The 21,027-nt window shown below is 68.9% G+C and carries 24 protein-coding genes and 2 tRNA genes; 13 read left to right on the top strand and 13 right to left on the bottom strand.

Translation table 11 applies throughout. The features are described 5' to 3' along the window. Window positions 1–6 precede the first annotated feature (6 nt). From EV186_RS04035 to EV186_RS04045, 3 genes are all read right to left on the bottom strand, one after another. A complete protein-coding gene (locus tag EV186_RS04035; protein WP_133847707.1) occupies window positions 7–1,296 on the bottom strand; it encodes a cell wall-binding repeat-containing protein in 1,290 nt (429 codons plus the stop codon). Window positions 1,297–1,570: 274 nt separating this feature from the next. Then, entirely contained in the window at window positions 1,571–1,780 is a 210-nt protein-coding gene (locus EV186_RS04040) for a DUF397 domain-containing protein (protein ID WP_133847708.1), read from the bottom strand. Between the two features lie 15 nt (window positions 1,781–1,795). Then, window positions 1,796–2,680: a helix-turn-helix domain-containing protein gene (locus tag EV186_RS04045; RefSeq protein ID WP_208115468.1), complete on the bottom strand. Its 885-nt coding sequence runs from the start codon at window positions 2,678–2,680 to the stop codon at window positions 1,796–1,798. A gap of 489 nt (window positions 2,681–3,169) precedes the next feature. Here EV186_RS04045 and EV186_RS04050 point away from each other — a divergent pair, with 489 nt between their 5' ends. The 7 genes from EV186_RS04050 to EV186_RS04080 all read left to right on the top strand — a co-directional run bounded on the left by EV186_RS04050 (window position 3,170) and on the right by EV186_RS04080 (window position 8,234). After that, on the top strand, window positions 3,170–3,430 hold the full coding sequence (locus EV186_RS04050) for a hypothetical protein (RefSeq protein ID WP_133847709.1): 261 nt from the start codon (window positions 3,170–3,172) through the stop codon (window positions 3,428–3,430). A 239-nt stretch (window positions 3,431–3,669) separates the two neighbouring features. Then, complete coding sequence (locus tag EV186_RS04055; protein WP_243753805.1) at window positions 3,670–4,503, top strand: DNA glycosylase family protein; 834 nt, start codon at window positions 3,670–3,672, stop codon at window positions 4,501–4,503. Next, window positions 4,472–5,944: a B12-binding domain-containing radical SAM protein gene (locus tag EV186_RS04060; RefSeq protein ID WP_133847710.1), complete on the top strand. Its 1,473-nt coding sequence runs from the start codon at window positions 4,472–4,474 to the stop codon at window positions 5,942–5,944. The genes EV186_RS04055 and EV186_RS04060 overlap by 32 nt, the downstream gene beginning before the upstream one ends. Continuing rightward, window positions 5,941–6,504: a dTMP kinase gene (locus EV186_RS04065; RefSeq protein ID WP_133847711.1), complete on the top strand. Its 564-nt coding sequence runs from the start codon at window positions 5,941–5,943 to the stop codon at window positions 6,502–6,504. Before EV186_RS04060 ends, EV186_RS04065 begins: the two co-directional genes overlap by 4 nt. A 10-nt stretch (window positions 6,505–6,514) precedes the next feature. Beyond that, window positions 6,515–6,970, top strand: a complete 456-nt coding sequence (locus tag EV186_RS04070; protein WP_133847712.1) for an NUDIX hydrolase — start codon at window positions 6,515–6,517, stop codon at window positions 6,968–6,970. Between the two features lie 564 nt (window positions 6,971–7,534). Beyond that, window positions 7,535–7,621: transfer RNA gene (locus EV186_RS04075), tRNA-Ser, on the top strand. A 109-nt stretch (window positions 7,622–7,730) separates the two neighbouring features. Beyond that, window positions 7,731–8,234 (top strand): VOC family protein, encoded by a 504-nt coding sequence (locus EV186_RS04080; protein ID WP_133847713.1) that lies wholly within the window; start codon window positions 7,731–7,733, stop codon window positions 8,232–8,234. Between the two features lie 106 nt (window positions 8,235–8,340). On the opposite strand, the gene EV186_RS38695 is transcribed toward EV186_RS04080, so the two are convergent. The 3 genes from EV186_RS38695 to EV186_RS04090 form a co-directional block, all read right to left on the bottom strand. Then, complete coding sequence (locus EV186_RS38695) at window positions 8,341–8,511, bottom strand: hypothetical protein (protein ID WP_166659009.1); 171 nt, start codon at window positions 8,509–8,511, stop codon at window positions 8,341–8,343. A gap of 44 nt (window positions 8,512–8,555) precedes the next feature. Further along, window positions 8,556–10,982 (bottom strand): endonuclease/exonuclease/phosphatase family protein, encoded by a 2,427-nt coding sequence (locus EV186_RS04085; RefSeq protein ID WP_133848751.1) that lies wholly within the window; start codon window positions 10,980–10,982, stop codon window positions 8,556–8,558. 123 nt (window positions 10,983–11,105) lie between these two features. After that, the gene (locus EV186_RS04090) at window positions 11,106–11,516 is read right to left on the bottom strand and encodes a VOC family protein (protein WP_133847714.1); all 411 of its coding nucleotides are present in this window, start codon (window positions 11,514–11,516) and stop codon (window positions 11,106–11,108) included. A 40-nt stretch (window positions 11,517–11,556) separates the two neighbouring features. Here EV186_RS04090 and EV186_RS04095 point away from each other — a divergent pair, with 40 nt between their 5' ends. From EV186_RS04095 to EV186_RS04105, 3 genes are all read left to right on the top strand, one after another. Continuing rightward, complete coding sequence (locus EV186_RS04095; RefSeq protein WP_133847715.1) at window positions 11,557–11,976, top strand: VOC family protein; 420 nt, start codon at window positions 11,557–11,559, stop codon at window positions 11,974–11,976. A gap of 69 nt (window positions 11,977–12,045) precedes the next feature. After that, a complete protein-coding gene (locus EV186_RS04100) occupies window positions 12,046–12,402 on the top strand; it encodes a YciI family protein (protein ID WP_133847716.1) in 357 nt (118 codons plus the stop codon). Next, entirely contained in the window at window positions 12,402–13,649 is a 1,248-nt protein-coding gene (locus tag EV186_RS04105; protein ID WP_133847717.1) for an RNA polymerase sigma factor, read from the top strand. Before EV186_RS04100 ends, EV186_RS04105 begins: the two co-directional genes overlap by 1 nt. An 88-nt stretch (window positions 13,650–13,737) precedes the next feature. On the opposite strand, the gene EV186_RS04110 is transcribed toward EV186_RS04105, so the two are convergent. The 5 genes from EV186_RS04110 to EV186_RS04130 all read right to left on the bottom strand — a co-directional run bounded on the left by EV186_RS04110 (window position 13,738) and on the right by EV186_RS04130 (window position 15,745). Further along, window positions 13,738–14,262, bottom strand: a complete 525-nt coding sequence (locus EV186_RS04110; protein WP_133847718.1) for a hypothetical protein — start codon at window positions 14,260–14,262, stop codon at window positions 13,738–13,740. Window positions 14,263–14,427: 165 nt separating this feature from the next. Beyond that, a tRNA-Ser gene (locus tag EV186_RS04115) sits at window positions 14,428–14,514 on the bottom strand. A gap of 44 nt (window positions 14,515–14,558) precedes the next feature. Beyond that, window positions 14,559–14,774, bottom strand: coding sequence for a CsbD family protein (locus EV186_RS04120; protein WP_133847719.1), 216 nt, complete (start codon window positions 14,772–14,774; stop codon window positions 14,559–14,561). A 27-nt stretch (window positions 14,775–14,801) separates the two neighbouring features. Beyond that, complete coding sequence (locus EV186_RS04125) at window positions 14,802–15,233, bottom strand: nucleoside deaminase (protein WP_133848752.1); 432 nt, start codon at window positions 15,231–15,233, stop codon at window positions 14,802–14,804. 26 nt (window positions 15,234–15,259) lie between these two features. Then, window positions 15,260–15,745: a tRNA adenosine deaminase-associated protein gene (locus EV186_RS04130; RefSeq protein ID WP_133847720.1), complete on the bottom strand. Its 486-nt coding sequence runs from the start codon at window positions 15,743–15,745 to the stop codon at window positions 15,260–15,262. Between the two features lie 108 nt (window positions 15,746–15,853). Between EV186_RS04130 and EV186_RS04135 the strand changes: the two genes are divergently transcribed. Genes EV186_RS04135 through EV186_RS04145 form a run of 3 tightly spaced genes read left to right on the top strand, consistent with a single transcriptional unit; the run spans window position 15,854 to window position 20,152 of the window. Continuing rightward, window positions 15,854–17,110, top strand: coding sequence for a M20 metallopeptidase family protein (locus tag EV186_RS04135; RefSeq protein WP_133847721.1), 1,257 nt, complete (start codon window positions 15,854–15,856; stop codon window positions 17,108–17,110). Window positions 17,111–17,157: 47 nt separating this feature from the next. After that, entirely contained in the window at window positions 17,158–18,150 is a 993-nt protein-coding gene (locus EV186_RS04140; RefSeq protein ID WP_133848753.1) for a prephenate dehydrogenase, read from the top strand. A 31-nt stretch (window positions 18,151–18,181) separates the two neighbouring features. Continuing rightward, window positions 18,182–20,152, top strand: a complete 1,971-nt coding sequence (locus EV186_RS04145; RefSeq protein ID WP_133847722.1) for a hypothetical protein — start codon at window positions 18,182–18,184, stop codon at window positions 20,150–20,152. Here the strand turns inward: EV186_RS04145 and EV186_RS04150 are convergent. Continuing rightward, entirely contained in the window at window positions 20,149–20,802 is a 654-nt protein-coding gene (locus EV186_RS04150) for a putative glycolipid-binding domain-containing protein (protein ID WP_243753806.1), read from the bottom strand. The genes EV186_RS04145 and EV186_RS04150 overlap by 4 nt on opposite strands. Next, entirely contained in the window at window positions 20,799–21,005 is a 207-nt protein-coding gene (locus tag EV186_RS04155) for an antitoxin (RefSeq protein ID WP_133847723.1), read from the bottom strand. Before EV186_RS04155 ends, EV186_RS04150 begins: the two co-directional genes overlap by 4 nt. Window positions 21,006–21,027 lie beyond the last annotated feature (22 nt).

Raw genomic sequence — 21,027 nt, forward strand, 5'->3', positions numbered from 1 at the left:
TTCTCCCTACGCCGTCGGGGTGAAGGCGTCGCGGGCGGCGAGCATCACGGAGTCGGAGACGACGGCGCTGCTGCCGAAGGTCTGCACGAAGTACGGCGACGCCGTGTCGCCCGCGTGGTTGTGCAGGAACGTTGCCGACGCCGAGTTCAGCGTGGTCGCCGGGGTGAGCACCAGCGGCGCGCCGATCTCGGCGAGCAGGACCGTGCCCGCGAGCGCGTCGGGGAAGTTCAGCCCGTTGGCCAGGCCGACCGAGTTGCTGAACAGCTTGCCGGTGGACGGGACGGTGAAGTTGTCCTGGTTGATCAGGAACGCGGTGTTGTAGCGGTCCTTGCCGACATAGCGGGCCACAGGCAGGTCTGCGCCGAAGGTCGCGACGACGGCCTGGTCACCGGAGCGGCCGGCCGTGTAGAGGCCGATGTAGTCGTTGAACTGACCGGCCCGCTGGACGATGAAGTTCGACGTGGCCGCCGGCATCTTCGCGTCGTTGGTGAACAGCAGCGCGACCGGCAGAGCCGTGTCGTCGCCGCCGTACTTCGCACCGACGGTGAACATCGCCGCCGCGTTGCCCGCCGCGAGCGCGTCGGGGAAGTTCATGCCGGTGGTGACGAAGAACTGGTTCGTGGCCGGCATGGCCTTGGCGATGGCGATGGCGGTCTGGAACCGGTCGGAGCCACCGAGGCGCACGGGCGTGTAGCCCAGGGAGACGATGGCGTTCTTCACGCCGTCGGACAGCGATCCGGTGCTGCCCAGCAGGTACACCTTGCCGCCGGGGGCGAGCACGCGCTGGATCTCCGCCTGCACCTCGGGCAGCAGCGTCGTGGACTTGGTCAGCAGCAGCGGCCCCTCGACCTGCGCGGCGAGCGGGCCGCCGGCCAGCGCGTCGGGGAACATGTCACCGCGCGCGAGCACGACCGCGTCGGCGACCCAGTCCTGGTCGTCGGGGTTGGTGTCGGTGGCGTCGAACCAGGTGCCCTGCGACACGCAGACCGCGGTCTTGTAGCGGTCGGTCCCGGCGTACCGCACGGCGTTCATGCTGTTGTCGGCGTTCGGGTACACGCCCATGCAGGACGCGTCGTCCGCGGCCGCCCTGGTCGTCGCGGCGTGGGCGGCGTGCCGCTGGGCGCCCTGCGCGCCGTGGTCGCGGGCCACCTGGGCCGACGCGAGGTGCTCGGTCTTGGTGAGACCTTGTCCGGGTGCGGCCTCGGCCGCGGCGCCCAGCCCCCCGACCAGGATCCCCGACAGGACGGTGGCGGTGGCAGCGGCGATCGAGAGCGCGCGTAAACCTCTTGTGTGCATGTGTGACTAAGGGTCCTTCCCCAGATCGATTCGCCACCGCCCAGACTGATCCCCCCTAGGGACCCGGCGCGAAGACCTGCCCAGTCTGGAGTAGACGGGCCGGGTTCACCATGGGTTTAGTCCAATTGTTTCGTCACATCTCGGAGTCGGGACCGCTCCCCGGACACCGGCGCGGCTTCGCCCCGCGGGCGCGCTTGTTCAGCACTTGAGGCTGCCGCCCGGCCGGGTGTGCAGAAGGGGGCGGCTAGTTGGCCGCCCCCTTCTTACGTCCATCTCAGATCGAGTCGTCCCGACCCGCGGCGAGAGCTGCGCGGAAGGCCAGCCATTCATGCCTGGAGACGACGATCACCGGACCATCCTGATTCTTCGAGTCGCGGATCGCGGCCCAGCCATCAACCTTGGCCACCTCCACGCATTGGCCGCCGTTGTCGCTGCTGCGGCTGCTTTTCCGCCACACGGCGCGGGAGATGTCGGGGCTGATCATGTTCCCTGCTCTCAGCTACGAGTGCTCGTGCTCGTCAGCGATCCGCCGGAGCATCTCCCGCGACTCGACCTGGCCGAGCGATGCCGCCGACAAGCGATGCCACAGAGCATTGTAGGCGCGCACGGGCTCCTGGTCGTCGAGGTATACGGCGTCCGTGTAGTCCTCCAAGTACACGACGTCCGTCGCGGCATCGTGGTCGAACCTCAAGATCGTGAATATGAAGGACGCCGGGCAGAAGGTCTGGGCATTGAACGGCAGCACCTGCAGGTCGATGTTGGGACGCTCGGCGAGCCTGGCGAGGTGCCGCACCTGGCCGGCCATCAACTTGGGATTGCCGACAACCCGGCGCAGTACCGACTCGCTCAGGATGAAGCCCAGGGAGACATCGGCGCGATCGACAACCGATTGACGTTCCATCCGCACACTGATCAGGCGCTCCAACTCGTCGTCGACGCTGCGTGGTGCTCCCGTGGTGAAGACGGCGCGGATGTACGCCTCGGTCTGGAGGATGCCGGGAACCACCTCGGACTCGTACACGCGGATCTCCAAGGCATCCTCTTCGAGATCGAGGTAGTCCCGAAACCAGTTCGGCGTGACGTTCCGGTAGGCGCTCCAACGTCCACGCTTGCGGCCGGCCCTGGCGAGGTCCCGCATCGTGACCGCCGCGTCCTCGTCGACGCCGTACAGGTCGATGAGGACGTTGAGGTCGGTCAGCTTGAGTCCGCTCTGGCCCTGCTCGATGCGGCTGATCTTGCTGGATGCGGCGTCGATCGCCGCCGCGGCATCTTCTTGCGTCTTGCCTGCCTGCTCGCGCGCCCGCTTCAGGACGATGCCGAGTCGACGTCGCTGGAGAGTTGCTGATGCCAAGTCAAAGACCCCCTGTTCTTTTGCGGTGCCCATCTTGGACTTCCATTACGGAGCGTGGCAACCGTCCCTCATCGGATTCACCCAGTTGAACGGTTCTCAAAGTAGAAGTCCATCTATAAGCTCATCGCAGACCTAAGTTAGAAGTCCATTTTGAGAGCTGGTAATCGTGGTGAGCCCTCGCGACGCCGCTCGACGGGGCGAGTGTCGCCGGATCAGGCAATGCGTGCGCGATGACCTCGCGGCCTCAATCCGGGCGCGCCGCGCCAGTTGGCCGTCGAAGACGGCGGCCTCAAGCAGCCCGACGGGCGGGATCGGACCCCCGACCCAGTCCCGCCCGTCGGGTGTTCAACCAATCGGCGCCTCGTGCCGCGGCAACGTGGCATTCCGAAACCGACGACACATGGCGAGCGTTCCCGTCCGCAGCGTGAACGAGACCGGAGCGACATAGATGTCGCACAGCATGAACCGAACCAACACGGAGAAACGATGAATGAACAGGCGTCCAGCCCGAGTCCCGGGCAAATGCCGGAGCTGCTGCGCATCCTGTGGGCGGCCCGGATCGACACCACGGCCAACCGGTGGCATCTGACCAGGCGGGCCATCCCCCAGCTCAAGACGATCGCAGACGACACCGACGATTCCCGTCTGCGCAAAGCCGCCGAACACGCCGAGGCAGCCATCGCGCACCTGGACACCATGGTCGAGGAACTCCGAACATCGATCGACTTCATTCAGCCTCGCCCGCTGCCCGACAAGCAGAATCCCGACCGCCGAACCGCGTGACAATGCCACGACCCATTGGCGAACAGATCCGCCGCTGTCGACGAGATCATCGCGCCGGAATCCGATGACGAGCAAGGTGGTCCTTGCCCGTGAGCGGCGACGCGTGCCGCGATGGAATCACAGCTCGTTCCAATCTTCTGGGGGTAGTGCCCGCTCAAACTTCAAGTCGCCAGCGGGTCGATTACGTGGGCGATGGGTGATGTCGGCATGATCGAGCTACCAAGCGAGAGGACGCTGCCGTGAACTTCCCGCTGATCGCGCCGGTGATCATGACCGATCACCCAGCATGGCTCGGAGGAGCCGGAGGCAGGGCGGTTCGCGCGCTCAGGCGGAACGACGCCATCTGGCTTCTTGAAAGCCAGCTGACCAGCAAGGGCTACGTCGTGACAACCACTCGGATGTCCGGCAGCAGCAGTACCCCGGCGGTCGACGTGGTGAACCCGGACCGGCTGATCGGCCCGGCTGAGTTGGTCGGACCGCTTCGTCGAGCGGGTTCCGTTGCGCGCTGGCGGAATCCCGACCTCTGGGACGCACTCGCGACCGCGATCATCCGGCAAGTGATCCGCGCCGGGCAGGCACGCAAGTTGTACCGGGCGTTAAGCCGCGAGCACGGCGAAGCCGTTCCTGGCATGCCAAAGGCACTGCCGCTGTTCCCGAAACCGGAAACAGTGCTCGCGTTGCCGGACGTCGAGTATGCGCGTCTCGGTCTGGCATTCAAACGCAACGCATTGCGAGCCGCGGCCGATGCAGTTCTGGAGTTCAGCGGCAAGTGGACTGAGCTGCATCCGGTGGCACTGCGCGACGAGTTGCAAACCGTGCCGAGGATCGGCCCTTGGACTGCTGGCGCCGCGGTCGCCGACCTCACCAATGACTATGCCCTCTATCCGTTCGCCGACCTCGCCGTGCGCACGTGGGCGCGACGCCTCGCGCCGAACCGGGCCTGGCCTGACGCCGAGCCGGATTTCGGCCGCGCGTGGTCGCGGTTGGCGGGAACGCAGCTGTCCGACTGGACGCTGCTCACGCTCGCTTGGGGAGTTCAGCATGCGCACAACAGCGGAGGGACAGCCCTCTGATCTGATCGCAGGAGCCGACCCGCAACGGCCCTTGGACGCGCTGTTCGTCAACGCGCCATTGCGCGACTACACGCAGCGTCCGAGGGTAAACGACTTCACCTTGCCCGTGCTCGGTATGGGCTACCTCGCCACTTACGCCGCCAGCCAGGGCTTCAACGTCGGCATCCTCGACGCCGAGGCGCATGGGTTGGGGATCGAGCGGACCGTCCAGCTCATCAACACCACCGCGCCGCGCTGGGCAGGGTTCAACCTGTTGGCGCCGACCTACCGCATCAGCGCTGACATCGCGTCGCAGCTCGACCCGGACATCAAGATCATGCTCGGCGGCCACCAGGCAAAGGCCATGCCCACGGAGATCTTGAGCGACCCGCGTATGGCGCGGTGCGCAGCGCTGATCATCGGTGAAGCGGAGACGCGCGTCGCCGCGCTGCTCGCCGATCACCGCCGGCGAACCGAACTACCTGGCGTGATGTGGCTCGATCCGGTCCTCAAAGCCCCGGTGACTGGCGGCATGCCAGGCAACGGACACCACTTGACACCGGACATCGACGCCCTGCCCTTCGTCGACCGCCGATACCTCACCCAGGACCCGTACCTGGCTGATGGACTGTGGGAGGCGAACATGGTGGGCGCCCGCGGCTGCCCCTACAACTGCTCGTTCTGCGGCGCGGCCGTATCCGCCAACCCCGACGTGTCCATCCGCACGCGGAAACCTGACTCGATACTCGCCGAGATGGATCGGCTTCGCGCCGATGGCGTGACGGCTTTCCGGTTCGTCGACGACCTCTTCCTCGGCGCACGCCGCGTTATCGACCAGATGATGACGGCGTTCAGCGCCAACCAAGTTGGCGAATGGGCGGCTTGGGACGCGACCGGCCGGATCAACGTGCTCAACAGGGCCAGTGACACGACGCTAGACACGTTGGCAGCCAACGGTTTGCGCGAGGTGGCCCTTGGGATCGAGTCCGGCAGCGAGCGCATGCTTGACCTGATCGACAAACGGATCAACCCAGCCATGACCCAGTCAGTGGTCCGTCGGCTCACCGAACGCGGCATCAACGTCAAGGGCTACTTCATCCTTGGGTTTCCCACGGAGACCACCGCCGAGGTCGATGCGACTGTCCAACTTGTCCACAGCCTGTGGACAGCTACCGACCGGCAGCCTGGCTGGTTCCGCGCCTCGGTGTTCGAGTACCGCCCTTACCCGGGCACACCCGACTGGCACCGGTTGATGAAGACCGGCCGCTTCACCGCCGACCAGTTGCTCGACTACACGGCTGTCGACCTAACTGAGCACGGCGTAGACGAATCCATGCGAGAGCGCGACGAGTTCAACTTCTCGGTCAACTTGCCCTTGGCAGATGCATCAATCGACTACGTGCGGCGCAATCTCGTTGCCCTGTCCCGCGAGCAACACCACCGCAAGGCGGCTGCCGCATGAGTGGCCACGGCATCTTCGTCACGATCGATGGGCTCGCCGGTGCAGGCAAGAGCGTGACCACGGGCGGGCTCCGCTCCAAACTCGTGCGGCTTGGATACCGGGTGCACACCACCGCCGAGCCCACGCAAGGCCGACTCGGCAAGATCGCGCGCCGCAGCACGGAGATCTACTCCGGCCACGCACTTGCGTGCCTGGTCGCCGCCGACCGCTATCACCATGTGCTCCAACGAATGGACGGTGTGCCCGTCGAGTTCATCGAGGCACTCAACAGCGCTGCTCCGCCTCCAGACCTGGCAATTTTCCTGCTCGCCGATCCGAACGTCGCGGCACGCCGTATCGCTCGTCGCGGGTCCCACGACCGCTTCCAGGCAGGGCTGGCAACAAGCACCGCCGAAGCCGAATTCTATCGCGACGCCGCCGACCGACTGGCTGATCGCTGGGGCAAGCGTCCGTTGCTACTCGACACCACAACAACCCGAACGGATGAACTCGTTGCTGTGATAGCGATGCACGTCGCCGCACTGGCGGGTCCTCCACGACATCAGTCGGAGACCGCGTAACCTGCCGCGCATGCCAGACCGCCACCTCATCGATGTTCATGTCCTCCTGGTTGATGGCGAAGATCTCCTTCTAACAGAACGGCGCGACACCAACCCTGAGTTCGATGGCTGGTGGCACCTCCCGAGCGGCAAGGTCGACGCGTGGGAATCCGTCTTGGACGCCGCCGCGCGCGAGACCGAGGAAGAGGTCGGGGTACTGGTCGCACCTTCTGATCTCCGCCATGTCCACACCATGCACGTGAGCGGATCCGGTCCCGAGCCCCGGCTCGGTCTGTTCTTCGAGGCTCGACGTTGGGTGGGCGAACCCACCAACCGCGAGCCGGACAAGTGCTCCGCCGTGCGGTGGTTCCCGCTCTCCAACCTCCCGGAACGCTTGATCCCCTACCCAGCGGCAGGCATCGACGCCTACCGCCAAGGGCTCGTGTTCAGTACCAGGGGTTGGAACCGCGAGACCGCGCTCGTCTGAGCTGCGCGCTACCGGCCCCGTGATCGCACGCGGGCACTTCGCAACGCAAGACCCCGGAAGTAGGCCCTACGGGCCGACTCTGTACGCGCCGACCGATCGGCGGTCTTCGCCCACGACGCATGCGCTGCGGCTGAGGAAGGAAGCCCGGTGCTGCTGAAGCTGATCCAGCGGAACTTCTTCCCCTGCCGATGATCGGGATCCGCCGGTTCTTGAAGTCGACGTCGTCCCCGTCGATGACGTGGACCTCAGCGACCCGTGGACCGGCGTCGATCAGCAGGAGCATGATCGCCCGGTCACGCAGGGCGTAGAAGTCCTTCCCGCCCCAGGCAGCGAGCAATGCTGCGTGATCCTCGTCACTCAGCAGCGGAGTGGTGTGCCTGGACAGGTCCTTGGCCCGGATGGTCTTGCGGAACCGCTCCCGGAGCATTGGTCGACGTCGCACTCATGTAACAGACCCTCGATCGTGTCGTCACCGAGCGCTGTGCTAGTCGATCTCCAGGGCGGCACACCGTCTATGACCACCCGTTTTGGGAGGTCAGGACCACATCCGGTACCCTCTCCGGCGGAGGATTCGCATAGTGGCCTAGTGCGCACGATTGGAAATCGTGTTGGGTGTTAAAGCCCTCGCGGGTTCAAATCCCGCATCCTCCGCGCTCGAGCCGAGACGCCGGTCGCCCCCGTGGTGACCGGCGTTTCGTCGTTTTGTCGGTGGGTCGTGCGAGCCTCGGGACCAGCAGCAACACCGAGGAGAGGACCACCGATGACCGCCCCCGAGGGCTACTCGACCGTGCAACCGTGGTTGGTCAGCCGCGACACGGGCGGGTTGCTGGACTTCATCAGCGCCGCGTTCGGCGGCACCGAGCTCGCGCGGATCCCGACCGAGGACGGCGGCATCGGGCACGCCGAGATCAAGGTGGGCGACTCGATCCTGCTCGCCTTCGACGCGCGGCCCGACTGGCCGGACACCCCGAGCATGCTGCGCATCTACGTCGAGGACGCCGACCGCGCGTTCGAGCAGGCGGTGGCGGCGGGCGCCCGGGTGGTCACGCCGTTGAGCAACGCGGCGTGGGGAGATCGCGGTGGGCGGGTGCGTGACCCGTTCGGCAACATCTGGTGGCTGGTCGCCCACGTCGAGGACGTACCGCCCGAGGAGATCGGCGTGCGATTACAGGATCCGCGGTACGCCGAGTCGATGCGCCATGCGCAGGAGAGCCTCGACGCCGAGCTGGGTGGCGGCGGCTGGTCGAGCCGGCCCGTGCTCTGAACCCGGCCCGTGCGCTGAACCCGGCCATGCTCTGAACAGGGAACGGCGCCGACCACCGGGACGGTGATCGGCGCCGTTTCGACCAGCACTCCTAGTCAGGCTGAGGTCAGTCGTCGTCCTCGTCGGGCTTCGCGTGGTCGGCCTTGCCCGGGTTGGGGTCCCGGGACAGGTCGACCAGCGGGTGAGTCGGCGCGCCGTCGGGCAAGGCGTGCCCGCCGGTCTTCGGCTCCTGCTCCTGCGTGGAACGCACGTCGGCTCCCCCGAGCTGCTCAGTCATGACGTCTCCCTTCGTCGTACCGGCCCTACGGTAATTGCCGCTGGTCAATGCCCTGCGCCCGGCCACGGCACACTCGTCGGGACGAAGCGCACGACCTGCGGATCGTGGTCACTTGCCTGGTCGGCGAACTCGGCGTTGATGTGCACCACGTCGTAGCTGGGCCGCAAGACGAACGGGCTGGTCAGGATGTGGTCCAGCACCTGCGAGTTGCCCTGGAACACGTAGCTGTACTGCTCCGGCTTGGGCAGCGTCGTGATCAGGTCGGTCAAGGCGTGCCCGCTGGTCAGCGTGCCCAGCGCCGGCGAGAACGGGTAGTCGTTCATGTCACCGAGCACCACGACGTTGGCCAGCGGATCGATCTTCTCGATCTGCTTGACGAAGTTGTTCACCAGCGTCGCCTGCTTGACCCGCTGGACCTCCGAGCTGCGGGTCGGCGGCTGGTTGCGACCGGCCAGCGGCTGGTCGCCGCCCTTGGAGTTGAAGTGGTTGCCGATCACGAACACCGGGTGGTTGTGGAACAGGAACTCGCCGACCAACGGCTTGCGGCTGCTCTCCCACGCCTCGTCGGCGGGCGCGATCCGGCCGGGCGACGCCGAGAGCTTCGGGTCGAGCGGGAAGCGGCCCTGCGTGACGGTGACCGGTGTGGTCGCGTCGCCACCGGGGATGTCCACGAACGAGACGCGAGCCGGGTTGAACAGGAACGACACCCGGATGTTGCCGCCGGGCTGGCCGCCGTCCTTGTCGTTCTCCGGGTCGATCGAGCGGACCTCGTAGTGCGGGCCGCCCGCCGCGACGATCGCGTCGGTGAACTTCTTCACGGTGACGTCCGAGGCGACGGTGCCGTCGTCGGTGGCGCCGCTGTTGTCCTGGATCTCCTCGATGGACAGGATGTCCGGGCTCGCGAGGTGGGTGACCACGGCCGCCGCCAGCCGGTCGAACTTGGCCTGCGGGTCGGACGGCGCGAGGTTCTCCACGTTGTAGGTGGCCACGGCGAGCTCGCTCGGCCGCTGCGCGCGGGTGACCTCCGGCTGGAGGCCGCCGTCGACCCGGTCACCGAGCTGGGTGGCGAGGATCTCGTAGCCGCCGAACTGGCTGAAGTTCAGCGGGCCCGCGGTCACCCCGGCCAAGCGGTCACCGGTGTTGACCTTCGGGAAGGGGTGCTGGGCGAACGGGATCAGCGACTCGACGAGCATCCGGCCGCTGTTCTGCTGGTCGTAGCCGGAGTAGAGCGTGCCGCCGCGCGGGGTCGGGTTCTGCTGCGGCTTGGAGGTGATCCACAGCTCGTTGAAGCTGGTCGACGGGCCGACGACGTGGGCGTCGTCGATCTCGACGAGCATGCCTTCGCGCGACTCGTAGAAGTCGAGCGCGTACTTGCTCGGCTCGAGCGCCAGCGGCTCGATGTTGCCACCGGGCTCGGGCGTGAACGCGGTCGGAACGGTGTCCGGGCCGAGCTTCTCCGGCGCGGGCACGGGGTTGCCGTGCGACGTGACGGTCCACTTCGGACTGGTCAGCTCGGTGGTCGACTGCTGCGTCGACGAGCTCGGCGACGCGTCCGGGTAGAACTCGTCGACCGTGGCCGAGGTGATCTCGACCGCGTCGCCCACCGCGACGGCGGGCGAGGTCGAACCGGTGAACGCGAAGACGCCCTCACTGGTGGCCGGGTCGGCATCGGGGGCGGTGTCCTGCACCCAGAAGCCACGCGCCGAGCCGAAGGACCGGACCGCGGTCACGACGCCGGTGACACCGCCGACCTTCTTGCCGTCGAGCGGCGATAGCCGGGTGGTGCCCTGGATGTCGTGGACCTTGGCCTGGATCGGCGGGGTCGGGTCGCCGCCGGTGGTGTCGCCTGCCGCGTTGGTCGGCGTCGGCGCACCCGAAGTGAAGTCCACGCTGTTGTCGTCGGTGTCGACCAGCGCGCTGCGGGCCAGCGAGGTCGTGTTCGTGCCTGCCGGCGCGGGCGAGCCCTCGCGGATCGTGGCGGCGCCGAAGCCGACGACGTCCTTCACCGTCGCGTCGGCAGCGCAGTCGGCAGCGGTCTTGCAGGTCAGCGCCGTGGTGGCGTGGACGAGGGCGATCGTCCCGCCGGTGGCCGACATGGCGATCGTGCCGGTGGCGTCCGGGGTGGGCAGGTCGACCGTGCCACCCGCGCCCTTGCCCTCGGCGACCAGGAAGCGGCCACCCGCCGGGATGCTGCCGGTCAACGGCGTTACCTGCCAGCTGCTGCCGGACGCGGGCGCGTACTGCACGCTCCAGCCGTCGACCGACGCGGCACTGGCGCCCGCGTTGGCAAGCTCGACGAAGTCCGACTTCAGGGTGGCGCCGGAATTGCCGCCGCCGCCGTATACCTCGGCGATCATGGCGTCGGCACTCGCGGCGGCCGCGGGTTGAGCGGCGACTGCCAGGCCGACCCCCGCGGCGGTGGCCGCGACGGCGAGCGCGGCTAAGCCACGGCGCCGGTGCGCTGGTGAGATCAACACGTCCTCCAGGTCTGATGGTTCGCCGCATCCTCACATTGATGGGTGAACGAGAAAAGACCGGGAAGTCTCCAGTTGCTCAGCAAGTCACCGCCGTTACACCATTCGGTGGCGACATGGTCACGCCTTGCGGTCGAGCACCTCCAGATAGTGCGGGCTGTGCATGAGGCCGACAATATTGCCGAACGGGTCGACAACGGACGCAACCACGAATCCACCGAAATCGCGCACGGGTTCGTGCTCGGTGGCGCCGAGGCGCACCAGCCGCTGTGCGGTCGCGACGACGTCGTCGACGTGCCAGTAGGCGACGGCACCGGCCGGACCGTCCGCAGTGGACGTCCGCAGGCCGGCCCCGCTCGCCGCCGACGTTTCGACGATGCCCAGCTCGTGCTGGTAATCCCCCACGCGGAATTCCGCGTAGCCGGGTCTTTGGAAGTACGGTTCGACGTCGAGGACGTCGGTGTACCAACGAATCGCGGCGTCGAGGTCGGGGGTCTGGAAACGCAGGGTGCTCAGTCCACGAAGGCTCATTGGGTGGACGGTACGGGCACTCACCGACAATCCTGGCGACATGGCTGAGGTTCCCAAGCTGCGGCAGACCGTGCTGGACACGACGGACGCCCGCGGGCTCGCCGAGTTCTATCGGCAGCTGCTCGGTTACACCTACCGCGACGGCGACGAGCCGCCCGCGGCCGGCGAACCGGACGAGCGCGGCAAGGACTGGCTGGTCCTGCGCGCGCCGGAGACCGGCCACGGGCTGGCATTCCAGCAGGTCAGCGCGCTGGCCGAGGCGACGTGGCCGGAGCACACCGTCCCCCAGCAGCTGCACCTGGACATGACGGTGGACTCGGTCGAGCAGCTCGAGGCGCAGACCAAGCGCGTGCTGGAGCTCGGCGCGCGGCTGCTCCGCGACCGGATCGACGACCATGAGGAGCCGTTGCGGGTCTTCGCCGACCCCGCCGGTCACCCGTTCTGCATTTTCGTCGGCTGAGGTGTCGATGCGCGGCGAGTTCGTTTGTCGTCATCACGTACGGCAAGCGACCAACGAAGGAGACCGACCGTGAAGTACATGCTGCTGATCAACACCCCGCCCGCCGACAACCCGGCCGAGGTGGACAACGGGTGCACCTTCGAGGACTGGATCGCCTTCGACAAGGCGGTGCAGGAGGCGGGCATCTGCGTCGACTCGCACCAGCTCGCGGACTTCACCACCGCCACCCGCGTCCAGGTCGGCGCCGACGGCCGGCGCGCGATCACCACCGACGGCCCGTTCGCCGAGACCCGCGAGATCCTGGGCGGCCTCTACGTGATCGACGTGCCCGACCTGGACGAGGCGTTGGACTGGGCGGCGCGCTGCCCCGGTTCGCTGGGCGGCGGGTCGGTCGTCGTGCGGCCGGTGGCCGAGGTCCAGGGCTAGTGGAGCCGGCGATCGCGGCCGTGTTCCGCGAGGAGCACGGCCGCCTCCTCGGCGCGCTGGTGCGCCGCTTCGGCGACCTGGACCTGGCTGAAGAGGTGGCCTCGGAGGCGATCGAGGCAGCGCTGACCCATTGGCCGGTCGACGGCGTGCCGGCGAAACCGGGCGCCTGGCTCCTCACCACGGCCCGCAGGCGTGCGGTGAACCGCCTCAAGCGCGACCAGACCTACGCGGCGAAGCTCGCGGTCCTGCACGTCGACGCGCAACGCACCGAGCCGGGACCGTCCGTCGACGCCTCGTTGCCGGACGACCGGTTGCAGTTGTTCTTCACGTGCGCCCACCCGGCCTTGGCCGCGGAGGATCGGGTGGCGTTGACGTTGCGCTGCCTGGCCGGGATGACGACGGTCGAGGTGGCGCGGGCGTTCCTGGTGCCGGTGCCGACCATGGCGCAGCGCATCGTGCGGGCGAAGAAGAAGATCCGCGAGGCACGCATCCCGTTCCGCGTGCCGGGGCCCGACGAGCTGCCGTCGCGGCTGCCGGGCGTCCTGCAGGTCGTCTACTCGATCTTCACCGAGGGCTACGCGGCGAGCTCGGGCCCGGCGCTGCAACGGATCGAGGTGGCCGCCGAGGCGATCCGCCTGGCCCGAGTCCTTCGTGGACTCCTGCCGGCCGAACGCGAGGTGGCCGGCCTGCTGGCCCTGATGCTCCTGATCCACGCCCGCCGCGATGCCCGCACGGCACCGGACGGCACCCCGGTGTTGCTGGCCGACCAATCCCGCGCCGCGTGGGACCGGTCGATGATCGAGGAAGGCCGCACGCTGGTGATCGCAGCGCTGACCGGTGGATCGCCTGGCGTGTACGGCGTGCAGGCCGCGATCGCCGCGCTGCACGACGAAGCGGCGTCGGTGGAAACCACGGACTGGCCGCAGATCGTGGCGTTGTACGACGTGTTGCTGACGCTGTCGCCGTCGCCGGTGGTGTCGCTGAACCGGGCCGCCGCCGTGGCCATGCGCGACGGGCCGGAAGCGGGGTTGGTCCTGCTGGATGCGTTGGCAGAGGAGCCTTTGCTGCGTGCGTACCACCCGTACGCCTTGGCGCGCGCGGACTTGCTGGAACGCGCCGATCGCCTGTCCGAAGCAGCCGAGGCGTACCGGAAAGCGTTGACCCTGGCCGCGACCGACGCCGACCGCGCTCATGCGGAACGTCGTCTCAGCGGGGTCTCAGCAACCCTGCGGAACACTCCGATGTGATGACAACCGTTGCACCGGAACGGTGACCAAGAGGGGGCGAAGCCTCCGGCCGATGCCGAGGGCTTGCCCCCAGACAGAGCACGGGCGACTACGTGACGGCGAGCGACCGCGCCTTGTTGTCCCAGCCGCTGTAGCAAGTGGCCATGTTCGGGCAGCTGAAGGCCTTGGTGATGCTGTCTCCGCTGAAGTTGCCCTTCCAGAACGTGACGATGCAGCCGGAGTTCGGCGCGATCACGAACGAACTGATCGACAGGTCGACGGACAGGCCGTTGGAGTACTTGTCGGCGCTCAGGTAGCGCTGCGACGCCTCGTTGTAGTCGGTGCGGTCGTCACAGTAGATCCGGCCGTAGGCGCTGACGTAGTTCTTGTACCCGCCCGAACCAACGTAGTTGGTGTTGCGGAAGACGGTGAGCAGCGGAGTCAACGACAGTTCCGACTGGTAGGCGTTGAGCGCCTGCTCGGTCGTGAAGCACGACTCCGGCCCGTCGGACAGGTCCTGGACGCAGTACTTGCCGTTCGGGTCGGCCAAGCTGCTCGCATCGGCTGCCGCAGGCACGGTCAGCGCGACGATCGCCGCGGCCGCTCCACAGACCAGGGTTCGCAGCACCTTCATGGTGCACTTCCAATCCAGCAAGAGGAATGAGGCCAGGAGTACATCCCGCGCCAGGGGGACGGCTCAGACGTTGCTGGACATATCTGGAAGAACCTGGACGCAACCAGACAGCAGAACGCCGGGTGTGTCACAGTGGACGCACCCGGCGTTGTGCCTGGTCAGAAGCGGTGGCGGTGGGATTTGAACCCACGGAGGGCGTAAACCCTCACACGCTTTCGAGGCGTGCTCCTTCGGCCGCTCGGACACGCCACCGGTGGTGACGATACCGAACCCGGTCGAGGGTCACGCTGGGAGGGTCAACGGCGGTCGTCGTCGAGGCGGTCCTTGGCGTCCTTGTAGGCGCCGGCGGCCTTGTCACGCAGGTCGTGGCCGGTTTCCTTCAGTTCGCCCGCGACCTGGTCGCGCTTGCCGGCGTCCTTCAGCTCATCGTTGTCCGTGGCGCGGCCGGTCTTCTCCTTGGCCTCGCCGACAAGCTGCTCTGCCTTGTCTTTCATCTTGTCGAAGATGCTCATACCTGGAGGGTCCCCCCAGCCAAACCGTCACAAACGGTGCGTTCGGAAGAACTCCTCCAGCAAGGCCGAGCTCTCCGCGGCCAGGACGCCTGCGACCACCTCAGGCCGATGCGACGACCGGCGATCGCGCACGACGTCCCACAGCGAGCCGACCGCGCCCGTCTTGGGCTCCCAGGCGCCGAACACCAGCCTGGACACCCGGGCCAGGACCAGGGCACCGGCGCACATCGTGCACGGTTCGACCGTCACGACCAGGGTGCAGCCCGTCAGGCGCCAGCCGTCACCGTGCGCAGCCGCGGCGGCACGCAGGGCGAGGATCTCCGCGTGGGCGGTGGGGTCCCCCGATGCTTCCCGGCCGTTGCACGCACCGGCCAGCACCGAACCGGAAGGCGACAGGACGACGGCGCCGATCGGCACGTCATCTGTCGCTGCGCGCGCGTAGGCGAGCGCCGACCGCATCGCGGCGACGTCGGCGTCGGTCGGCTTCACTGCAGGACGGTGTCCAGGACCTTGCCGAACTCGCCGTCGAAGCCGCAGCGCTGGGCGATCATCTGCAGCTGCTCGTCCGGGTACAGGTCCACCTCGTCCACGATGACCTGCATCTCCGGCGCGGGCAGGCCGAGGTCGGCGACGATGTCCAACGCGCCTTCCGGCCACATCTCGTCGTCGTCCTCAGGTGGCTCGACGCGCAGCAGGTCCAGGGCGTCCGCGGCCACGTCGTAGTCCAGTGCCGCCGTCGCGTCGGACAACAGCAGGGACACGCCACCGGGGCTGGGCCGCAGCAGGATGAAGAACTCGTCGTCGACCGCCAGCATCCCCAGCACGGCGCCCGACGTGCGGATCTTGCGCAACTCGGTGATGGCGGCATCCAGCTCACGCAACGCCGAATCGTCCAAGGACTGCCAGCGCCAGCGGCCCTCTTCCCGGACCACCGCGACGGCGAAGCCCGCGACCGGCTCCTGCTCGGACATGGGCACACCGTATGCCTAGCACCGGTCGCCCGGAAGAACCAATCGCCCGGCGACAGTGCCGGAGCGCGAAGCGCGACCTTTCGAGGCCGACGATGACACTATCGACGCATGAACACCACCCGTCCCGATCACGCCGCGAGCATCCCGAACCTGGGCACCGACCCGCGGTTCATCGGCCTCGTGGAGGCCGCACGCGCACTGCAGCCCAAGACCGTCGCGCTGCGCAGGCAACTGCACAAGAACCCCGAAGAGGGCCTCCAGCTGCCCAAGACCCAGGCCGCCATCCTGCACGCCATCGAGGACCTCGACCTCGAGGTGACCACCGGCAAGACCACGACGTCGGTGGTCGCCGTGCTGCGCGGGGCGAAGCCGGGGCCGACGGTGCTGCTGCGCGGCGACATGGACGCGCTGCCGCTCACCGAGGAGACGGGCCTGCCCTTCGCGTCCGAAGTGGACGGCAAGATGCACGCGTGCGGGCACGACACGCACGTCGCCATGCTCGCCTCGGCGGCACGGGTGCTGTCCAGCCGCAAGGGCGCCTTGGCGGGCAACGTGGTGTTCATGTTCCAGCCCGGCGAGGAGGGCCAGCACGGCGCCCGCTACATGATCCACGAGGGCGTGCTCAAGGCCGCCGGTGACGATGTGGCGCGGGCGTTCGCGCTGCACATCACGTCCAAGGAACCCAGTGGGGTCGTCGTCTGCCGGCCCGGGCCCATGATGGCCGCCGCCGACACGTTCCACGTCCGGATCACCGGCAAGGGCGGGCACGGCGCGAGCCCGCACGACGCCGTCGACCCGATCCCCGCCGCCGCGGCCATGGTCGGCGCGCTGCAGACCATGCTCGGGCGCCGGGTCAGCGTGTTCGAGCCCGCGGTGATCACGGTCGGGCGGATCCAGGCGGGCACGGCGACCAACATCATCCCGGAGACCGCGGAGATGGAGGGCACGATCCGCAGCCTGTCCGAGGCGACGCGGTCGTTCGTGCACACCGAACTCGCACGCATCTGCGAGCACGTCGGTGCCGCGCACGACTGCCGCGTGCTCGTCGACATCACCCCCGGCTACCCGGTCACGGTCAACGACCACGACGTCGCGCTCGGCGCGGTGAAGCTCGCCCAGACCGTGCTCGGCCAGCGCTGCGGCAAGGTGATGGCCGACCCGATGATGGGCGCGGAGGACTTCTCCTACGTGCTGCAACGGGTTCCGGGCGCGATGGCGTTCCTCGGCGCCTGCCCGCCGGACGTCGAGCCGGACGAAGCACCGCCGAACCACTCCAACCGGGTCCACTTCGACGAGTCCGCGTTGACCAACGGGGTGGCCATGTACTCGGCGTTCGCCCTGGACGCGCTCCGGGCGACGGGCTGATCGACGGACTGATCGACACAGTCGCGGCCGTGGTGGAGGATGTGCGCGTGCTCCCTGTTTGCGTGATCGGGCTCGGTCTCATCGGCGGCTCCGTGCTGCGTGCGGCCAGAGCCGCGGGCCGCGATGTGTGGGGCTACACGGAGTCCGGGCAGGACGCCGCGGTGGCCCGCGCCGACGGCTTCCTGGTCGAGTCCGATGTGGACGCCGCGCTGACCCTTGCCGCGCAACGGGACGCGCTCGTCGTCATCGCGGTTCCGTTGCCCTCGCTGGCCAGCGTGCTGCGCCGGATCGTCGTGATGGCACCGAACTGCCCGGTCACGGACGTGATCAGCGTGAAGGGGCCGGTGCTGGACGCGGTCGAGCGGCTGGCGCCGAGCCTCACCTTCGCCGGTGGGCACCCGATGGCCGGGCGCAGCGAGTCGGGCTGGGCCGCCGGGTCGGCCGAGCTCTTCCACGGTGCGGCGTGGGTGGTCACCGCCGACGAGAAGACCGACCTGGCCGCGTGGCGGATCGCCGCCGAGCTGGCGCTGGACTGCGGCGCGCACGTGGTGCCGACGACGGCGTACGAGCACGACGACGCCGTCGCGCGGATCTCGCACCTGCCGCACGTGCTGGCCGCGGTGCTGGCCGCGGTGGGCGCCGACGTCGGCCCGCTGCCGCTGGCGCTCGCGGCGGGCTCGTTCCGCGACGGCACGCGGGTGGCCGGGTCACGCCCGGAACTCGTGCGGGCCATGTGCGAGGGCAACGCGCCCGCACTGCTGCCGGCCCTCGACGACGCGCTGGGCCGGCTCGGCGCGGCCCGCGGCGCGCTCGCGTCCACCGGGTCGCTCAAGGCCACGCTGGACGCCGGGCACCGCGGCCGGCTGGCGCTGATCGGGCAGCAGCAGAGCGAGTGGCTCGCCGTGACCGTCGACCTCACGGCGCCGGACGTGCACGACGCGCTGCAGTCGGTCGGCGCGCAGGGCGGCCGCGTCGTCCGGTTGGCCGAGAACACCGCACTGGCGGAAATCCCGAGGTCTCGGGTCGACAACGATCTGTGAGACCGAACTGACCGAGCCCTACCGTTGCGGCGTGGATCGAGGTCCCCTCTTACGCAAAGCCGGGCTCGCCGTCGCCGGACTCGCTGTGCTCGGCGGCGCGATCATCGCGTTGCGCAGCCCCGAAACGCCGGGGACCAGCCAGCCGCCCCCGCGGCCGGCGCAGACGTCGGTGTCGAAGTACGCCGCCGAAGGTGTCGTGCTGCCCGAACCCGGGCCGAAGCCACCCCGCCCCGGCCCGGTCGTGGTCACGCCCGGCCCGCACCGGCTGCTGGCCCGCTGGGATGCCTCCCCCGCACCGACGACCGTCGCCGGCTACGAGGTGCGGTGGGGACGGCCGGGCGCGCTGAACAGCACCCGGCTGGTGGCCGAGCCGCAGGTCCAGCTCGACGGGCTGGACGACGGGGTGACCTACGGCATCGAGATCCGCAACGTCGACATGTTCGGCCAGCGGTCCGCGCCCGTCGCGGTGTCGGGGACGCCGGGCACGCAGCCCGACCCGACGGCCTACACGTTCGTCGACCGGTTCGACGGGCAGGCCGTGCCCGACCCGACGAACTGGCGCTTCGCCAGTCCCGGCGCGTGCGGGCGGGCGACCAGGGGCGACGGGTCGGACACCAAACGGCTGGTGATCAGCGCGAACTGCGGCAGCGCGTCGGTGGCGTTGCGCGCCCGGGCCCCGTTCAAGCTGGCCGGCGGCGTGGGCAGCGTGGTGATCGACACGGACTCGCCGAGCGAGGCCGGGCAGCTGATGATCGACCTGGTGCCCGGGTCGGCGGACCTGATCGACGGGTCGCCGTCCGGGCCGCCGAAGCCGGACAAGCCGGGCGTCGCGCAGGCGGACCCGGCGCTGCCACCGGGCACCATCCGCGTGCTGATCACGTCGAAGCCCGACGACCGCAGCCAGCCCAAGCCCGTGACCACCGTGCAGGTGCTGACCGCGCCCAACGTGCACCGCAACGGGCACGTGGTGTCGAAGATCGCGCCGCTGCCGACGCCGCGGATCGGCGAGAACGTGCGCTGGCAGGTGTCGATCGGCAAGGACAACATCAGCGTGCTGCGCAACGGCGTGCTCGTCGGCGGCGGGGACGTGACCCCGGCGTGGCAGCAGGCGACCGCGTTGTTCGGCTTCGTGGGGCCATCGGGCGGCTTCCGCGCGGGCGTCGCGGTGATCGGGTTCACGGGCGCGCCGACCGCGCCGCCGGTCGCGCTGGCGGCGCCGACCGTGCGCACCAGCCGCACCGTGCAGCAGACCGGCATGGTGCTCGCGCCCGCCCCCGCGGGCACGATGATCCAGGACGTGCAGGCTGCCCAGCTGCGGATGTCGCTGCTGCCGCAGGCCGACCAGTCGATCAAGAGCCTGGACGGCACGCTGAGCGTGGACGTCGGCGGCAAGCGCGTGCTCGCCACCCCGGCCGTGCGCGGGCAACCGTTGAAGCGTGGCGTGCGGTACCCGGTGGTGGCGTTGATCCCCAAGGAAGCGCTGGTCCTCAGCGGTGACCCGCAGGTGCTCGACGTGGGGGTGAGCAGCAACGTGCAGCAGAAGGGGCTGGCCACCCGGGTCGAGTTCAGCGAGATCGAGCTGTACGCGGCACCGGGCGTGACACCCCCGCCGGTCGCGGCGCCGAAGGACCCGCCGCTGCCGCGCCCGCGCCCGGCCGTCGCGCGCGCGGAGGCGCAGATGCTCGGTGCGACCGGTCAGCCGATCCCCGAGGGGGCGACCGCGGTGCCGGGGCGGGTGCTCGTGGACGTGCACCTGAACGGCTCGGCCGCGCAACGGATCGCGGGCGAGGTGGCCGGGCTCGGCGGCATCGAGATCCGCCTGGACGGCCGCAAGATCGCCGCGTTCCCGACCACTGTGGACGGTCCAGGGGTGGGCGGTCAGTGGCGGCTGCCGTTGACCACCAACCAGTTCGGGGCGGGCCCGCACATCATCGAGGTGCGTGCGGTCGGCGTGGACGCGGAGACGCTCTACGCGTCGACCGTCCTCTCCTTCACCGTCTAGACCCGGCGGGAGACACCCGGGTAGTCGAGGACCATGCCGTCGGCGTCGACCGTCAGCTCGGTGACGTTGTCGCCGCGCTGCAAGGCGATGACCGACTCGCGCTCGCCGATCGAGACCGTGCGGTAGGTCTGCTCGACCACCGTGATGGCCAGGTCGGGCAGGCTGATGAAGACCACCGGCAGGGTCTGCTCACCCGGCGTGCGGTGCAGGCCGAAGCGGCGGATGGGCAGCGCGTTGAACGTCACCGCGCCCGCCACGTCCACGTCGATGGCGCCACCGAACTCGTTGCGGTTGGTGCCCCCGCCGGTGTCGCACAGCCAGAAACCGTCCTCGGAGCGGCTCAGCGAGATCTGGCGCTCCTCGGTGACGGTCGCGGTGCGCAGCAGCAGCCGTCCCGACGGGTCGGCCTTGTCGACCGACGCCTCGAAGGACGCGCTGAACGCCTCGGTGCCGCGCTCGGGGTCGGCCGCCGTGATCATCCGGCCGGAGGCGCGCATGCGGTCGGCGGCGACCAGCAGCCGCACCGACTCCATGCTCGGCGGGCTGGCCCCCTGCCAGGTGATGATCACCGGGTGGCGCGTGGTGGCCGAGCGGGCCGGGGCCCGCTCGGCCCCAGCTCGCTCGGCTGTGCCGTCGTGGGGCACGGTCACGCGGTGCCGCCCTGGTCGGTCGGCTTGTCCTTGTCCGGGATGGCGTCCTGGATCTTGTCCACGACCTTGTCCACCTGCTCGTCGTGCCCGAACCGCTTCTTGGCGAAGTCGCCGGCCTTCTCGACGCCCTGTTCGATCTGCTCGCCGTGCTTCTCGACCAGGTCGGCCGCCTTGTTCTTCAACTCGTTGAAGTCGATTCCCATGGTGCTCCTTCGCACTCCCACG

The organism is Labedaea rhizosphaerae (genome assembly GCF_004362825.1).
In the GTDB taxonomy this organism is placed as follows: Bacteria; Actinomycetota; Actinomycetes; order Mycobacteriales; family Pseudonocardiaceae; genus Labedaea; species Labedaea rhizosphaerae.

Bases quoted from the DNA above. Each gene is read 5' to 3' on its own strand.
- EV186_RS04045 (WP_208115468.1), bottom strand. From the start codon at position 2,680: ATGGGCACCGCAAAAGAACAGGGGGTCTTTGACTTGGCATCAGCAACT.
- EV186_RS04050 (WP_133847709.1), top strand. From the start codon at position 3,170: ATGCCGGAGCTGCTGCGCATCCTGTGGGCGGCCCGGATCGACACCACG.
- EV186_RS04120 (WP_133847719.1), bottom strand. From the start codon at position 14,774: ATGAGCATCTTCGACAAGATGAAAGACAAGGCAGAGCAGCTTGTCGGC.
- EV186_RS04060 (WP_133847710.1), top strand. From the start codon at position 4,472: ATGCGCACAACAGCGGAGGGACAGCCCTCTGATCTGATCGCAGGAGCC.
- EV186_RS04110 (WP_133847718.1), bottom strand. From the start codon at position 14,262: ATGAAGGTGCTGCGAACCCTGGTCTGTGGAGCGGCCGCGGCGATCGTC.
- EV186_RS04090 (WP_133847714.1), bottom strand. From the start codon at position 11,516: ATGAGCCTTCGTGGACTGAGCACCCTGCGTTTCCAGACCCCCGACCTC.
- EV186_RS04135 (WP_133847721.1), top strand. From the start codon at position 15,854: ATGAACACCACCCGTCCCGATCACGCCGCGAGCATCCCGAACCTGGGC.
- EV186_RS04065 (WP_133847711.1), top strand. From the start codon at position 5,941: ATGAGTGGCCACGGCATCTTCGTCACGATCGATGGGCTCGCCGGTGCA.
- EV186_RS04130 (WP_133847720.1), bottom strand. From the start codon at position 15,745: ATGTCCGAGCAGGAGCCGGTCGCGGGCTTCGCCGTCGCGGTGGTCCGG.
- EV186_RS04080 (WP_133847713.1), top strand. From the start codon at position 7,731: ATGACCGCCCCCGAGGGCTACTCGACCGTGCAACCGTGGTTGGTCAGC.
- EV186_RS04070 (WP_133847712.1), top strand. From the start codon at position 6,515: ATGCCAGACCGCCACCTCATCGATGTTCATGTCCTCCTGGTTGATGGC.
- EV186_RS04155 (WP_133847723.1), bottom strand. From the start codon at position 21,005: ATGGGAATCGACTTCAACGAGTTGAAGAACAAGGCGGCCGACCTGGTC.
- EV186_RS04035 (WP_133847707.1), bottom strand. From the start codon at position 1,296: ATGCACACAAGAGGTTTACGCGCGCTCTCGATCGCCGCTGCCACCGCC.
- EV186_RS38695 (WP_166659009.1), bottom strand. From the start codon at position 8,511: ATGACTGAGCAGCTCGGGGGAGCCGACGTGCGTTCCACGCAGGAGCAG.
- EV186_RS04125 (WP_133848752.1), bottom strand. From the start codon at position 15,233: ATGCGGTCGGCGCTCGCCTACGCGCGCGCAGCGACAGATGACGTGCCG.
- EV186_RS04095 (WP_133847715.1), top strand. From the start codon at position 11,557: ATGGCTGAGGTTCCCAAGCTGCGGCAGACCGTGCTGGACACGACGGAC.
- EV186_RS04040 (WP_133847708.1), bottom strand. From the start codon at position 1,780: ATGATCAGCCCCGACATCTCCCGCGCCGTGTGGCGGAAAAGCAGCCGC.